The following is a 15,124-nucleotide window of genomic DNA, read 5'->3' as shown; positions in this document are numbered from 1 at the left end:
CGTCGAGGCCAGAGTCGGACTTCAGCTACGTTGTAATTTGGAACGAAGGCCGACGTTTCGATGTCGCTCATCAATCGAGGGCCAAGCCGTTAGGAGCTTCGCCGCAGCTGAAACGTTTGACGTTTTCAACAAACTGCTTGGCGAGTTTATTCATCATGTCGATGCTCGCCGCTGCTGTATGGGGCGAAAGCCGAACTCTGGGGTGGGTGTAGAAACGATGCTCCTTGGGCAGCGGCTCGGGATCAGTCACGTCCAGCGTGGCATGACCGACTTTCCCCGCATCAAGAGCGCGAAGCAGCGCTTTATTGTCGATCAACGAACCCCTAGCGACATTGATCAGATGCAGGCCCGGTTTTGCTTTGGCCAACGTCTCCGCATTGATCATGTGCCTGGTCTGTTCGGTCGCTGGTGCCGCCAGGACCACATGGTCGCATGTCGCCAGCAACTCTTCGAGATCGGCGGCACGATGGACACCATCCGGCAACGGATCAGTAGACTTGCGCAGTACGCTGACAGTCATTCCGAAAGCCAAAGCGCGCGACGTCAGTTCGCGGCCGATATCTCCGAAGCCCACGATGCCGAGCGCCGAACCAGCTACCATCGGAACCCACTGCCTCTGCCAACGCTCTGCGGAATCAATCCACAACGCAGGAAGATTCTTCGTCACCGTTAGGATGGCCGCGAGCGCATATTCCGCCAGCGACGAGCCTGAAACATTGGGCGCTCACGTGACGATAACATCCTCAAGCATCCAGCTAGGGTAGCCGTCCAGACCGGACGAGGGCAAATGAACCCAGCGCAACCGGAGGGCCATCCGACCGGTCGGGGACTTTGCCTGTGGCCGGGCTGAAAGTTCACAGGCATGGCCAGCAGGATTTCGATTCCGGGGGGAAGCGTGGACTCTGCGGCAAAAGAAACCGGCAAGAATCTCAGAAACGGGGCATGACGAAACATCTCTTCGGTGACCGACCGGCCAAACATGCTGGCAACGGTCACGATTCTAGTGCTCACCATTGAGCGGTTTCCTCATTCCCTTCGCTCTCGCCCTTTATAGTGCCCAAGATCAGGCCCACGCTTCGCGATAAAGCGACTGGATCGCATCGTGGTCTGGTATTCGGGGATTGTTGCCGGGAGAGCCGGAAGCCAGCGCCTATCCCCCCATCAACGGCAAGAGTTCGATCCAGCGCGCTTCATCAATCCCGTATGTTCTGGGGCTCGGGACTGAAAGCTCTCGGTTAGCATCGCGCAGTGCCTCGACAAGACACGCCACGGTCGACTGGTCTCCTTCCCCCGTTTCCGCCAGCCCCATCGCACGCGCGCAATCTGCGTAGCGACCTAGCGCCGAAGGTGCCGACCACGCCGTCACTACGGGCAGGAGCATAACGTTTGAAAGTCCGTGCGCGATATGGAAATGCGCGCCAAGCGGCCGGCTCATACCGTGAACCAATGCCACGGAGGAATTGGAAAAAGCGATCCCAGCCTGCAGCGAGCCGACCATCATCGCCTCGCGCGCGGGGCGATCAGCAGGATACTCGCATACGCGGCGCAGATTCGGCCAGATTGCTGCCATCGCGGCGAGCGCCATGCTGTCTGAGAAAGGGTTGGCAAGCCGGGAAACATACGCTTCGACGGCATGCGTGAGCGCATCGAGACCGGTATCCGCGGTAAGGCGCAGCGGCTTCGTTAGGGTGAGTTCGTAATCGACGATTGCTAGCACGGGCAGATAGGCGAGACCAGCACAAAGCATTTTCTCGTCGTTCGTCTTGTCCGTGATGATCGTAAACCGCGTCGCTTCAGAGCCTGTGCCTGCCGTTGTCGGGATCGCAATCACGGGAAAACCGGGTTCGTCTTCCTGATGCGGCGCCTTGCGCTCGCGCATGGTGCCACCTCGGGCGGCCAGGACGGTGACTGCCTTTGCCGTGTCGATCGGGCTGCCGCCGCCAAAGCCAATAATGCAATCATGACTGCCCCCGATGACAAAATCGACCGCCATGTTCACGGAAGCGACCGTAGGATCGGCGATAACGTCGCGATAAGCGCGTGCATCGATCCCGGCGTCGGCCAGGATCGTCAACAGCCGGTCGAGCGCACCATTGCTCCCCAGGAACCCGTCAGTCAGGATTGCAGGTGCCTTTAGCCCAAGTTGCGCCAATGCGGCGGGCAGTTCGTTCAGCGCACCGCCGCCGATCCGCATCGCGCGAGGAAGAAAGATTGCAGACATCGAGCTTGTCGTATCACGGCGACGATATCAGCCCTGAGGGCGGAGGAGATACTTTCCTCCGGTCGACCGTCGCATGAAAGCGCGGACGTTATCGGGCTGGAGCATCGTTTCGAAGGTCAATTCGTCAATATAGGAATTGGCGAAGGTGGTCGTGAGTTCGTCCGCAATGCGCTGCTTCAGCCGTGCCGCACCATCGGCGCCGAGTCTTGCGAGCGAATAGGAGAACAGCCACCCGCCGACCGACCAGGCATAACCGAACCAGCCGTCAATCACCACGGGCGCGCTGTCGAGCATGCCGTAGATATAGACCTGCTTGAACTTGCCCGATCCATAACGGTCGTAGCTAGTCATCTTGCGCAGCGCGGCCTTCTCCATCGCGTCGAGGACCTGCGCGGCCTGGCGGCCGCCGCCGATCGGATCGAACGCCAGCGTCGCGCCGGTCGCTTCCACGGCATCGATGAGCTGGGAGATGAAATCCGGATCGGACGAATTCAGGACATGCTCGGCCCCTGCGGAACGCAGGAGCGCCACCTGCTCCGCGGACCGGACCACGTTGACGAGTGGAACGCCGTCTTTGAGGCAGATGCGATTGAGCATCTGCCCGAGGCTTGACGCCGCCGCGAAATGCACAATCGCGCTGTGCCCTTCGGCCTTCATGGTTTCCACGAAGCAAAGCGCCGTGAGCGGGTTGATGAACATCGCCGCGCCCTGTTGCGCGGTCGCGCCTTCCGGCAAGGGGATGCAGTCGGCCACCGGGAGCTTGCGATATTGGGCATACATTCTGCCACCGAACGTACCCACCAGCTTACCAAGTAAATGCTCAGCACCAGATCCCGCCACCACCACCGTGCCGGCGCCCTCGTTGCCGCCAACCAGGGGCTGGCCGATACGCGCTGCCAGCCCACCCATCGCACCGGCCGGAATGCGCGCGGTCAGCACCGGGCCAGCGTCCGTTTTTCCGCTTTCGAGCGTCGAAAGATCCGCCGGACCGAAGACGTTGGCGAGATCCGACGGGTTGAGCGGTGACGCTTCGATACGGACGATGATCTCGCCCGCGGCCGGATCTGCCCAATTGCCCTTGGCCAGATCCAGAGTCAGAACTCCTTCCGAGGAAACGGTCGACTGCAACTGTAGGCCAGCAAAAGCTTGCGTCATTTCAAAATCCTTCGATGGGTCTGGAGTTCATGGCAAGTCCGGGAAAGGTTCGACGCTTCAATCCACCAGGCGCTGGTTTGCAAACTCCGCGTCCTGCCGCCATTCGGTGATGCTGGCGCCGCGGTATTCGACGATCGGAAGACCGGCCAGGGCATTCACGATATGCACCAGCGTCGGCAGCTCTTCGAAGGACGAACGTATGAAGCGGAGCTGGCCCTGCGCCGTCTTGTGATCGAGCAATTCGACATGCGGGGACGGTGGCGAGAGCGTCGGCCCGGCGAAATCCGCCACCCCGGGCCGACCGATCGCCGGGACATAGCGGTAGTGCAACAGGCCGTCGCCTTCGCGGTTCGGCAAATCGCTGGATGGCGCGATATCCGTCAGCTCCATCTCGAAAAAGCGGTGGCGCTGCCAGCTTGCGGCGTAGCGCTGCCGGTCTTTCGAGATCGCCGGTTGATCGATTTCGCAATAGAGCTTGGCATATCCGAGCTCCTCTCGGCCGGTGATCATCGGATCGGCCATGTTCTCCCATAGGACGGAGAGATAGGGGCCGCGTACCGTCTCCGTCCGGCCCTTGCAGACGACGGGAAACTTCACACCCAGGCTGTTGTACCCGCGCCCCGCCAGCCAGGCGAGCTCGGTGAGGAACAGCAATTCGACCGTGACGACCGGCTCCCCGTCGAGGCTCATGCCCGGCGGCAGAAGCGCCTCCAGCTTGTCGGCATCGGTGAGGAACCGGGTCGAGACGCCTTGCACGCGCGCCATGGGATCGACGACGCGCGCGCCGCCCACTTGCTGGCGCGGGCCGGGCGCCGGGCCGAACGACACCGGCATGCGGTATCGGATGTTTTCCAGGAACCGCATCAGTCGATCACCTGGCCGACGCATTCTCCAAAGCCGATGCTGCGATATCCGTCGCGCGCGCAGCGGCCGCGGAACGTCACCACGTCACCGCCCTGCAAATAGGTACGCGTTTCTCCATTGGGCAAGTGGATAGGGTTGGCGCCACCATATGTCCGCTCCAGCAAACATCCGGATTGCGCGTCTTCCGGGCCGGATGCCGTCCCCGCACCGATCAGGTCGCCAGGATCCTGCGCGCAGCCCGTCACCGTCTGCGCCGCGATCATCTGCGCGACCGACCAATAGAAGTGATTGGCATTGGTCGAAATGATCGCAGTCGCCTCTTCGCTGTTTCGGCGCATGGCGTCCGTTTGCAGCAGCGCCGTCATCGCGATGTCGAAGCCGCCGCGCGCCATGTCTGCCTCGTCGTCGAGGAATGCGGGGCGAGGATCCTCCGCCAAGCGCTGCGGCAGCGCACAGCGGAATGGCTCGAGCGCATCGGGGGTGAGCACCCACGGAGAAATCGACGTGCAGAAATTCTTGCAGATGTTCGGCCCGAGCGGGGCGAACTCCCAGAATTGCAGATCGCGCGCCGACCAGTCGTTCAGCAGGACGAAGCCGGCCACTTGCTCGCTCGCCCTGGCGACCGGAACCGGCTCGCCGATCGGGTTGCCCGCGCCGATGAAGAAGCCGAGCTCCAGCTCGAAGTCGAGCTGGTCGGTGGGGCCGAACTCGGGCGTGGCGCCGGGCGCCAGCTGGCCCTTGTTGCCGGACGGACGACGGACGGCCTGGCCGCTGACGCGGACGGTCGAGGCGCGGCCGTTATAAGCCAGCGGCTGCCATTTATAGTTGATGGGGATTTCGTTGGGCAGGCTCATGATGCGGCTGCACCGCGCGATGTGATGCACGCTGGCGACATAATCCGTATAGCTGCGGATGCCGCCCGGGAGCAGCATCGTGCATTCCGTCATTGGGTGGAGATAGGATTCTCTGCGCTCGCCCGGCAATGTCGCGCTCCCACTGTCCAGCAGGTCGAAAACCTGGTGCCGTAGGCTGGTCAGCGCCTGCCGCCCCATCGCGAACAAGGGATCGAGACTCTCGGCGGCAGCCAGAAAAGCGAACGTGCCATCCAGCAGGTCGTCCTGCGCGGCGCGGGAAAGATTGAATACCTTGTCGCCGATCGCCACGCCGCAACGTGCCGGGCCGTCGGCGACACGGAAAATTCCAAGCGGCAGGTTTTGCAGCGGGAAGTCAGTCGTCGCGTCATTGGCCGAAGCGACCCAGCTCCTGCGTGCCGCTTCGTGCGTATAGTCCATAAATCCTCCAGAAAACTACCGTTTTTGTGCGAATTCGTAAATGCGTGATTAGACCGGCTATGCGTCAGCCGGGTCCATGGCCCGCGTTTCGAGCCCCCAAAGCGGCGCCCAGGTGGCACGGATTTCGCGCTCCGAAATCTGGCCGAACTTCGCGTAGATCGCATCGCGCGAGGCCGAGAGGGCAGCGTGGCCCGCAGGCCAGTCGACGCCGACGAGCCTGCCGCCGCGCTTGCGAGCGATACCGTCAATCCAGACGGAATCGACGTCCGCCGCATCCGCGTAGAAGACCAGCGCCGCGACGGGATCGAATACGGGGCTCATATGAACGCTGTCGGTGCGGGTCAGGATGATGTCGGCGCGCTTGCCCGGCGTCAGGCTCCCCGTGATCGTCTCCAGACCCATCACGGTCGCGCCGCCGATGGTCGCGAATTCGAGCATCTTGCGCGCGGCATAGCGCGACGCCGCCGGCAGGCCGGCATTCGCATGCTCGAAATGGCGGAAGCGCATGGCCTGAAGCATCAGGCGCATCTGCGCGAACATGTCGCCCGCAAAGTTCGATGCGATATCGATGCCGAGCGAGGGCGTGCTGCCGCTCGCCGCTACGCGCTCCAGCACGGGATAGCCCATGCCCATCTGCAATTCGGTCTCGGGCGTCGTCGACAGCCAGCCGCCATGGTCGCGCAACAGGACCAGGTCCTCATCGGTCAGGTGCGCGCCGTGCACGAACAGCAGATCGTTGCCCAGCTGGCCGTGCTCGTGCAGGATCGGAACCATCCGGAAATGCTCGTTCACGCCCACGCCCGCGTGCATGCTGATCACGGCAGGATCGAGCGTGCGCGCCCAGGCCAATTCCTCCAGCATCGGCTCGGCCAGCGCGGCGGTCGGGAATTCGCTCGAGGCGATCCCGAAGCGGACCAGACCGTCGTTGGACGGGAAATATTTCTCGCGCACGCGTGGAGCATTGCGCCGGTGGAAATCCTCCAGCGGGCCGGCAATGTCGTTGATGATCGCCTCAGGGGTTAGCAAATCTCCGGGCATGTATTTCGGGTTACGATATGCGCCGTAGCAGAACACGCCGCGAATCCCCGAATCCAGCATGCCCTTGGCCAACGCATCGGAATGTTCGGGCGTGATCTGTAAATGGCTATGATCGACAATGGAAGTGACGCCGGCATTGATGGCGTCGAGCGTTCCGAAGTAATTGCCAAGATACGCATCTTCCGGCGTGTAGCAAACGGAGTACATGCTTCGCATGAGGCAGATATAGTCGAACAGGCTCCAGTCTATTGCCACGCCCTTTAGCTGCGTCTGCCAGACGTGCCGGTGTGTATCGACGAAGCCCGGGCTCGCGATCATTCCTTCGGCATCGACGGTCTCGGCATCCCCCACTTCTATAACTGGGGCAACACCAACGATGCGGTTTCCCTCGATCAGAATGTCGCCACGCGGCAGATCGCCGATGGCGAGATCCATGGAGACGATGGCGGCGCCACGAATTAGCGTTCTACGCATTTCCATTCAGCCTTCCTCTCACCCTTGGCCTCAAGCGCGGACGTTCCGCGGATTGAACCGTTCGCAACCGAAACGCCGGAAAAAGCGGATAGCCAACCAGTTCTTTCAATCGGTTGGTTGTATTGATGAACATTGTGGTGTTATGAGTCAAGTGCGTTGCCGCAGGTCAACTCTAATATCGTAGCTTGTCCGGGCGGAGCACAAGCCTGTCGGCATGTCATTCAACCGATTGATATAATGCTGTAGGAGAGGAATATGGCTGCGGAATATAGTAAGGGGCTGAGGGATCTGGGCAGCGGCAGTTGGGCTTGGCTACAGCCCGATGGAGGCTGGGGTTTTTCCAACGCCGGCCTGATCGTCGACGGCGGACAATCGCTATTGGTCGACACGCTCTTTGATCTGGCATCGACTGCCGAGATGCTTGCGGCCATGCGCGATGCGTCGCCCTCCGCAGCGACGATCGACATCCTCGTCAACTCCCACGCCGACGCCGATCACACCTTCGGCAACCAGCTTGTGCGGGGCGCACGCATCATTGCCTCGCAGGAGACCGCGCGCGAATTCACGGGGCTGACACCAGACAAGGCGCAGGCCATGGTCGAAAATGCCGAGGTCCTGGGCGAAGGTGCAAAGTATGTCGCGGGCTTCGTTCGCGGCAATGGCTTTGATTTCACCGGCGTCGAGTTCACGCCGCCCACGGAAACATACGATCGCCGCCACGCCCTCAAGGTGGGCGACAAGGATGTGCTTCTCTACAATGTCGGCCCGGCGCATACCGCCGGCGACACGCTGGTCCACAGCGTTCAGGATCGGGTCGTCTTCACGGCAGACATCCTGTTCATCGGCGTGCATCCGGCGATCTGGGAAGGGTCGATCCAGGGCTGGTCGGCCGCTTGCGATCACATCCTGTCCCTCGACGTGGACCTGGTCGTGCCCGGACACGGCCCGGTGACGGACAAGCAGGGGGTAAGAACCTTCAAGCGCTACATCGAAATCCTGGAGACGGAAACACGCAAGCGTTTCGAGGCGGGCATGTCGGTGGAGCAGGCGGCGGCCGACATCGCCTTTCCACCGCCCTATGACGACTGGCTGCTGCCGGAGCGCTTGGTCGGGAGCGTCAACTTCCTCTACCGCGAATGGGGCAACCCTGACGCGCGGACGGACTTCCTCGAGATTTTCGGTCTCGTCGCGAAAATGGCCGCCGACAACCCGGCGGTGGCGGCCTGCGGGTGCTCGGACAGCAACCACCAGCATTGACCGACCCCGTGGTTCCCCAGCCGCCCCGGCCCTCATTCGCTCCGCCCGACCAGTCCGGGCGAAGGATGAAGATCTGGCATCTGAAAGGAAAAGTGAATGACGAAAGTGATCGTGATGAACGAAGTCGGCGGCGCCGACAAAATGCAGGTGGAGGATTGGGATGTGCCCCCGCCCGGCGCGGGCGAGATCAAGGTGCGGCATGAAGCCATCGGCCTGAACTTCGTCGATGTGCTGATCCGCGAGGGCCATTACGATATTCCCACGCCCTTCGTGCTGGGACAGGAAGCGGCGGGCGTCGTCACGGAGGTCGGCGCCGGCGTCACGGAATTCAAACTCGGTGCCCGCGTCGCGTACATGGGTGCCACGGGCGCCTTCTCCGAAGAACGGAACGTCGCCGCCTCGATCGTGTTTCCTATTCCCGATGGCGTCGATTTCGACACGGCCGCCGCGATCACGCTGAAGGGCATGACGGTCTATTATCTCTTCCACATGACGCACAAGCTCCAGCCGGGCGAGACGATCCTGTTCCATGGCGCAGCGGGCGGCGTCGGGCAGATCGCGGTCCAATGGGCAAAGCATATCGGCGCCACCGTGATCGCGACCGTGAGCTCCGAAGAAAAGGTCGCGCTCGCGCGTGAAAGCGGGGCGGATTACGTCATCGACAACAAGACCGAGAATTTCGTCGAGCGCGTGAAGGAGATCACCGGCGGCAAGGGCGTAGACGTCGTTTACGATTCCGTCGGCAAGGACACGTTCCAAGGCTCGCTCGATTGCCTGCGCACCTGGGGCCTGATGGTCAATTTCGGCCACTCGTCCGGCCGCGTCTCGATCGACGATATCTTCGACACCCTGGCGCCCAAGGCCTTGTATCTGGCGCGCCCGATCCTGCCGACGCATTACACCGACCGCCAGGTCGCGCTGAAGGCTGCCGCCGCCATGTACGATCTGGCCGCCAAGGGCGTCCTCAAGATCAAGGTCGGTCAGCGTTTCCCGCTTACGGAAACCGCCAAGGCGCATGTCGCCTTGGAAAACCGCCAGACCATCGGCTCGACCATCATCGATCCGCGGTAACGAGAAAAAGCAGGCCCGGCATCCAGCGCCGCGCCTGCTATCGATGCGCGTTTTCGTCCTCGCTCGCATCGAACGTCGTTCGGCTGTCGCATATCGCCGCGCGATGCTCGATCGCCCAGGCCGCAAGCGCGCGCACGGGCCCGGCAAGGGACCGCCCGAGCGGCGTCAGCACGTATTCGACCTGGGGCGGCTTGCTCGCGCGGACAGTGCGATCGACCAGGCCATCCCGTTCGAGGTTCCTGAGCGTGCGGGTGAGCATCTGCTGCGAGATTCCGGGCACGCCCCGCTTCACGCCGTTGAAGCGCTGCGCGCTGTCATGCAGCACGACAATGATCTGCACCGACCATTTGTCGCCGATGCGTGACAGGACGTCGCCGACGCCGGTGCAATCGGGCAGCACAGTCGGCCGCAAAGGCATCTCCATGTGACCTAGTCTCCAAAATATGCGTTCTTGTGCCGCGCCCGCGATCCCATAACTAGAGCTGGTCTACAATGTAGACCATCGGCCCGCCAGCGTCATGGCAGGGGTCGGCGGTCGCCCGCCAAGGAGTTGCCTATGCCCGGCCCGTGGATTCCGCGCGACGCCAACATGGACTCGCCAGTGCCGATCCTTTCGGTGCGCTCGATCCGGATTCCCGGCGGCAACCGTGGTGAGGACATTCAGCTTCGGATATCCGCGCCCGTTGCGGGAACGGGGTTGCCGGTCGTGCTGTTCTCGCACGGATTCGGATCCTCGATGGACGGTTATGCGCCCCTTGCGGACTATTGGGCAGCGCACGGTTTCGCGGTCGTGCAGCTCACGTACCTTGATGCGCGGCGGCTCGGCCTGGCGGAGGATGATCCACGGCGACCGGCAATCTGGCATCCGGGTCGCGGACGCAAAAACGGTTATCGATCGTCTGGCCGATATCATGCACCAGGTGCCCGGCCTGCCAGATCGCGCCGATATCACCCGCCTCGCCGCCGTCGGCCATTCGTTCGGCGGGCAGATGACCAGCATGCTGCCGGGCGCACGCATGGCGGCGTCAGACGCGGACGAGGATATGTCCGACACCCGCGTCGCCTGCGGCATCCTGCTGGCGTCAGGCGGCCGGGGCGGCAGCGACCTGAGCGACCTTGGACGACGGGCCACGCCGTACCTCGACACGGCGTTCACGCACATGGATTGCCCGACATTGATGGTCGCGGGCGATGCCGATCGATCACCGCTCACCGTGCGTGGTCCCGACTGGTTCTACGATCCCTTCTACCTGTCGCCCGGCAGCAAGGCGCTTCTCACGCTGCATGGCGGCGAACATATGCTCGGCGGCATATCGGGCTATGAGGTCGTGGAGACCAGCGACGAAAATCCAGATCGCGTAAGGCTGGTCCAGGACGTGACGCTCGCTTACCTTCGCCGCAGCTTGCTGGGTGAGGAGGATCGCTGGGCCGCGCTGGCGCCTGGCAGGGATCCGCAGGGATCGCTGCTTACGGCGAGTGGCTGACAATCCTGTGTCCCCGGTTCAGTGCGCGTGGCCGCAGCCTGCGACGTGCTGCCCGGCGAGGCATCTTGCCCGCCGGTCCGCATAGCGCGCCACCATGCCGAACACTTCCATGTAATCGTTTTCGGCAAGCGGGCTGCCCCACTCCCGGTAAAGGAAATTGACGCTGCCGACGATCCGCTCGGGGACAATCCACGCGTCGAACGGCGGCTCGAAGCGGATGTCGGCGGCGGCTTGCTCGACGCTCATGCCCGCCTCGAAGCGCAAGCGCGTTTCGTGCTCCACGGTCTGGAGATATGTCTTGAACAAAGCCACTCCGGCCTTGTCGGTCAGAGGGCCGTGACCAGGAACGATCACATCCACATCAAGCCCGAGGATCGCGTCGCAGGCTTCCACCCAGCGCGACAGCGAGCCATCCCAGATCGCCGGATGCACGCCGAGAAACAGGATGTCGCCGGTATAGACGACGCGGTCGGCGATGGAATGCACCAGCGTATCGCCAGCCGTATGCGCCGGCCCGACGTTGATCAGGCGCACGTCCTTGTCCCCCACCTTGACCATCGCTTCCCGGTCGTAGCTTTCAGTCGGCGGCGTCAGTGTGATGTCGCTGAACGTGAAGCCATGGTCGCGGATGAACCCGGCGACATATTTCGCGCCGTCTCCCATGAAATCGGCGTTTTCGATGATACGCTGATGTGTCTCGGGCGTCACCTTGAAGAATTCATCGACCGTCGCGGCGGACGCGATGATCCGGGCGCCGCTGACGAGCTGATTTCCGAAGGTGTGGTCACCATCCGCGTGCGAATTGACAAGAATATCGATGGTGCGAGCTGCAGGCGTCGTGTCGCGCATCCGGGCAAGCATCTCGCGCGTCATCTTTAGGTCGTACAAGGTGTCGACAAGCATCGAGCAGCCGCCGTCGGTGATCAACCCGGCGTTGCTCCACCCCCAGCCACCATCGGGCTGAAGCCACGCCCAGCAGCCATTGGCGAGCTGAAACATGCCTTTTTCATACGTTTGCGTCACAAATATCTCCAAGAAGTCTTGGCTAGTCCAACATCACCGTGAACCGGGCATGCGAGGCGGCAAGCCGCTTCGCTTTCGCGGCTTGGTACGCGGGCGAGTGGTACCAGCGGTCGAACGCTGCCTCGTCCGCAGCGCGGATCAGAACCATACGTTGTCCCGGTGGCTCGCCCTCGATGGCGCGGACGTGATCGGAGATGGCCAGAATTTCGATATCGTCATGCCCGGCGAAGGTCGCGTGGGCATCCGCCTCATATTCGGCATAGAGGCGCTCGTCGTGTTTATCCATGGCGCTGACGATGTAGATGGTCATGCGTTATCCGATCGAATCAAAGAGTTACGTTCCTGCAAGTGGCCCGCGCGGTGCGTGACAATCCTTCGCGCTCGCCTCACGCGAGCGCCGGCAGGATCTGGGCGGAGCAGGCTCCGAAGCCGATCGGGACAAACCCGTCACGGCTGCACCGGCCTGTAAAGCTGACCTCGTCGCCATCCTCGAGGAACATCCGCCGTTCGCCGTTGGGGAGAACGAGCGGCTCCCGCCCTCCGACCGACAGTTCGAACAGGCTGGCGTAACTGGCCTGATCAGGTCCGGAGATCGTGCCCGTGCCGATCAGGTCTCCCGGCATCAGGCAGCACCCTGTGACGGACTGCTGCGCCACCATCTGCGCGCAGGTCCAATAAAGATAGCGCGATCCGGTTTCGAGCAGATGGGCCGCCGGTGCGCCCGCCGCGCGCATGGCGGCGGTGGACAGCGTCGCGGTTAGCGTGACGTCGATGCCGCCGCATTCCTGATCCGCTGCCCCATCCAGATAGGCCGGGACCGGCCCCGCGCCAGGCAGGCGTTTCATCGGCGCGATCCGGAACGGCTCCAGGGCGTCGGCGGTGACGACCCAGGGGGAAATCGAGGTGCTGAGGCTCTTGGAATTAAAGGCCCCGAGCGGCGCCATCTCGAACAACTGGATGTCGCGCGCCGACCAGTCGTTGAGCAGGCAATAGCCGACTACCTGGTCTTCTGCCTGATCGATCGCCACCGGCTCGCCGACGGGATTTCCGGGGCCGATGTAGAATCCCATTTCCAGTTCGAAATCGAGCCATTCGCAGGCACCGAAGCTTGACTGCGGCTGACCGATGGGCTTGCGCATCCCGATCGGCCGACGGACATTTTCCCCGCTTACGCGGACGGTGGATGCACGCCCGTTATACCCAAGCGGCATTGTGTGATAATTGGGCGGAAGCGGGTTCTCGCCTTGCCCAAGAACGTCCGCGCAACGAATTGCATGATGAATGCCGACGTAGAAATCGGTAAAGCTGCGAACGGACGTCGGCAGGAGCAGGGTGCAATCCCGCATCGGGTGCAGCAGGCTGCCGTCGCGCCGGTCATTGTCCTCACGGAGCAGCGCGAACACGGCATGACGAAGCGCACGCATCGCTGGGCGCCCGAGCGCGAACAGACGATCGAGGTTTTCAACCGACAGCGTCGCGGCCGCTGGACCTTCGATCAACTCGCGCTCCGCGGCCAGCTTCAGATCCAGAATCTGATCGCCGATCGCCACGCCGCAACGCGGACCTGCCGACCCAGTCGAGAACACGCCAAGCGGCAGGTTCTGGATCGGAAAATCGGCCCCCTCCCCATTGGCGGCTTCGATCCAGCTCCTGGCTGCGGCGTCATGCGTATGATCGAGAGCCACAGTCATGCCCCCGCCGTGGCAAGCGGAAGCTCGATGGCGGGCATTTCGATCTTCCAGAGGGGCGACCAATAGTCCCGGATCTGCTGCTCGGGAATCTTGCGGAACTTCTCGTAAATGCCGTTCCGCGAGGTCACCAGGCTGGAGCGGACGGCCGACCAGTCCAGCCCCGTCAGCTTGCCGTGCCGCTTGCGCGCCACGCCATCGACCCAGACGGAATCGATGTCGCCCGCATCGGCATAGAAGACTAGCGCCGCGATGGGATCGATGACGGGGCTCATATTGACGCTGTCCATCCGCGTCAGAAGGAGATCGGCTTTCTTTCCGGGCGTGATGCTGCCGGTGTAGCTGTCCATCCCCATCACCCGCGCACCACCGAGCGTGGCGAATTCGAGCATCTTGCGCGCCGCATAGCGTGACGCGACCGGGAGGCCCGCGTTCGCGATCTCATAATGGCGGAAGCGCATGGTCTGGAGCATCAGGCGCATCTGCGCGAACATGTCGCCCGCGAAGTTCGAGGCGATGTCGATGCCGAGCGAGGGCGTGCTGCCGCTTTCCACCACGCGCTCCAGCACGGGATAGCCCATGCCCATCTGCAATTCGGTCTCGGGCGTGGTCGACAGCCATCCGCCATGCTGCTTGAGCAGCGCCAGATCGTAGTCGGTAAGGTGCGCCCCGTGAACGAAGAGGAGGTCATCGCCCAGCATGCCATGTTCGTGGAGCAGGGGAACGACGCGGAACCCTTCGTTCACACCGAACCCGATGTGAATGCTGACGAGCGCGGGATCCAGCGTCCGTACCCACGCCATCTCCTCGAGCACCGGCTCCGGACCTGGCGACACGACGAACTCGCTCGCGGCGATCCCGAACCGCAGCAGCCCGTCGTTTGACGAAAAATGCTGGTCCCGCACACGCGTCGCATTGACCTTGTGAAACTCTTCGAGCGGGCCGGAGACTTCGTCCACCACCTGCGCAACTGTGAGCGTGTCGCCCGGCTTGTACTTGGGGTTGCGATACAGACCGTAACACATCACGCCGCGAATACCGGCGTCCTTCAGTCCCTTGACGAGCCCATCCGAATGCTCGGGCGTGATCTGCAAATGGCTGTGGTCGACGATCGACGTGATGCCGGCGTTGATGGCATCGAGCGCGCCGACATAGTTGCCCAGATAGGCATCGTCGGCTTCATAGCAGATCGAATACATCGACCGCATCAGACAGCTATAGTCGAACAGGCTCCAGTCGATCGCCACGCCCTTCAGCTGCGTCTGCCAGACGTGGCGGTGGGTATCGACGAAGCCGGGACTGGCGATCATGCCGGTCGCATCGATGATTTCGGCGTCGTCGGCCGAAATCGATGGCGCGACCTCGACGATGCGATCATCGACGATCAGGATATCACCGCGCGGAAGATCGCCGATCGCCGAATCCATGCTGACAATCGATGCACCACGGATCAGCGTTTTCTTTTGGCCAGACATCAAACTCTCCTCAAAACTGAAGTTGGACCGACAAGCGGCATGAGCAGGTCAACTCTTATGTTTCCGGCTGAGCCGCCCAATG

14 protein-coding genes are annotated in these 15,124 nt (G+C 62.5%); 3 read left to right on the top strand and 11 right to left on the bottom strand.

What is annotated here, in order from left to right; all coding sequences use genetic code 11:
- Positions 1 to 70: 70 nt before the first annotated feature.
- From HHL26_RS11625 to HHL26_RS11600, 6 genes are all read right to left on the bottom strand, one after another.
- Complete coding sequence (locus tag HHL26_RS11625; protein ID WP_335339804.1) at positions 71 to 676, bottom strand: NAD(P)-dependent oxidoreductase; 606 nt, start codon at positions 674 to 676, stop codon at positions 71 to 73.
- A 474-nt stretch (positions 677 to 1,150) separates the two neighbouring features.
- The gene (locus tag HHL26_RS11620; protein WP_237229869.1) at positions 1,151 to 2,221 is read right to left on the bottom strand and encodes an iron-containing alcohol dehydrogenase; all 1,071 of its coding nucleotides are present in this window, start codon (positions 2,219 to 2,221) and stop codon (positions 1,151 to 1,153) included.
- 27 nt (positions 2,222 to 2,248) lie between these two features.
- Positions 2,249 to 3,376, bottom strand: a complete 1,128-nt coding sequence (locus HHL26_RS11615) for a zinc-binding dehydrogenase (RefSeq protein ID WP_066553084.1) — start codon at positions 3,374 to 3,376, stop codon at positions 2,249 to 2,251.
- A 57-nt stretch (positions 3,377 to 3,433) separates the two neighbouring features.
- A complete protein-coding gene (locus HHL26_RS11610; protein WP_066553082.1) occupies positions 3,434 to 4,240 on the bottom strand; it encodes an acetoacetate decarboxylase family protein in 807 nt (268 codons plus the stop codon).
- Positions 4,240 to 5,532 (bottom strand): fumarylacetoacetase, encoded by a 1,293-nt coding sequence (fahA, locus tag HHL26_RS11605; RefSeq protein WP_066553075.1) that lies wholly within the window; start codon positions 5,530 to 5,532, stop codon positions 4,240 to 4,242. Before fahA (HHL26_RS11605) ends, HHL26_RS11610 begins: the two co-directional genes overlap by 1 nt.
- A gap of 57 nt (positions 5,533 to 5,589) precedes the next feature.
- Positions 5,590 to 7,044, bottom strand: a complete 1,455-nt coding sequence (locus tag HHL26_RS11600) for an amidohydrolase family protein (RefSeq protein ID WP_066561225.1) — start codon at positions 7,042 to 7,044, stop codon at positions 5,590 to 5,592.
- Between the two features lie 255 nt (positions 7,045 to 7,299).
- Between HHL26_RS11600 and HHL26_RS11595 the strand changes: the two genes are divergently transcribed.
- Entirely contained in the window at positions 7,300 to 8,301 is a 1,002-nt protein-coding gene (locus HHL26_RS11595) for an MBL fold metallo-hydrolase (protein ID WP_066553073.1), read from the top strand.
- Between the two features lie 96 nt (positions 8,302 to 8,397).
- Positions 8,398 to 9,372 carry a quinone oxidoreductase gene (locus HHL26_RS11590; RefSeq protein WP_066553072.1) on the top strand — a complete coding sequence of 325 codons (975 nt, stop codon included), beginning with the start codon at positions 8,398 to 8,400 and terminating at the stop codon, positions 9,370 to 9,372.
- Positions 9,373 to 9,409: 37 nt separating this feature from the next.
- Here the strand turns inward: HHL26_RS11590 and HHL26_RS11585 are convergent, their stop codons facing one another.
- Positions 9,410 to 9,796: a helix-turn-helix domain-containing protein gene (locus HHL26_RS11585; RefSeq protein ID WP_066553071.1), complete on the bottom strand. Its 387-nt coding sequence runs from the start codon at positions 9,794 to 9,796 to the stop codon at positions 9,410 to 9,412.
- A 412-nt stretch (positions 9,797 to 10,208) separates the two neighbouring features.
- Here HHL26_RS11585 and HHL26_RS11580 point away from each other — a divergent pair, with 412 nt between their 5' ends.
- Positions 10,209 to 10,856 (top strand): hypothetical protein, encoded by a 648-nt coding sequence (locus HHL26_RS11580; protein WP_197672741.1) that lies wholly within the window; start codon positions 10,209 to 10,211, stop codon positions 10,854 to 10,856.
- An 18-nt stretch (positions 10,857 to 10,874) separates the two neighbouring features.
- Here HHL26_RS11580 and HHL26_RS11575 read toward each other — a convergent pair whose 3' ends face one another.
- The 4 genes from HHL26_RS11575 to HHL26_RS11560 all read right to left on the bottom strand — a co-directional run bounded on the left by HHL26_RS11575 (position 10,875) and on the right by HHL26_RS11560 (position 15,042).
- Positions 10,875 to 11,855, bottom strand: coding sequence for an MBL fold metallo-hydrolase (locus HHL26_RS11575; RefSeq protein WP_066553070.1), 981 nt, complete (start codon positions 11,853 to 11,855; stop codon positions 10,875 to 10,877).
- A 46-nt stretch (positions 11,856 to 11,901) separates the two neighbouring features.
- Positions 11,902 to 12,189, bottom strand: coding sequence for a DUF1330 domain-containing protein (locus HHL26_RS11570; RefSeq protein ID WP_066553067.1), 288 nt, complete (start codon positions 12,187 to 12,189; stop codon positions 11,902 to 11,904).
- 76 nt (positions 12,190 to 12,265) lie between these two features.
- Positions 12,266 to 13,570 carry a fumarylacetoacetase gene (gene fahA / locus HHL26_RS11565; protein ID WP_066553063.1) on the bottom strand — a complete coding sequence of 435 codons (1,305 nt, stop codon included), beginning with the start codon at positions 13,568 to 13,570 and terminating at the stop codon, positions 12,266 to 12,268.
- Positions 13,567 to 15,042 carry an amidohydrolase family protein gene (locus HHL26_RS11560; RefSeq protein WP_066553061.1) on the bottom strand — a complete coding sequence of 492 codons (1,476 nt, stop codon included), beginning with the start codon at positions 15,040 to 15,042 and terminating at the stop codon, positions 13,567 to 13,569. The genes fahA (HHL26_RS11565) and HHL26_RS11560 overlap by 4 nt, the downstream gene beginning before the upstream one ends.
- Positions 15,043 to 15,124 lie beyond the last annotated feature (82 nt).

The sequence above is a fragment of the Sphingobium sp. TB-6 genome (genome assembly GCF_012927365.1).
In the GTDB taxonomy this organism is placed as follows: domain Bacteria; phylum Pseudomonadota; class Alphaproteobacteria; order Sphingomonadales; family Sphingomonadaceae; genus Sphingobium.
This window is presented reverse-complemented; position numbering and strand designations above follow the sequence as displayed.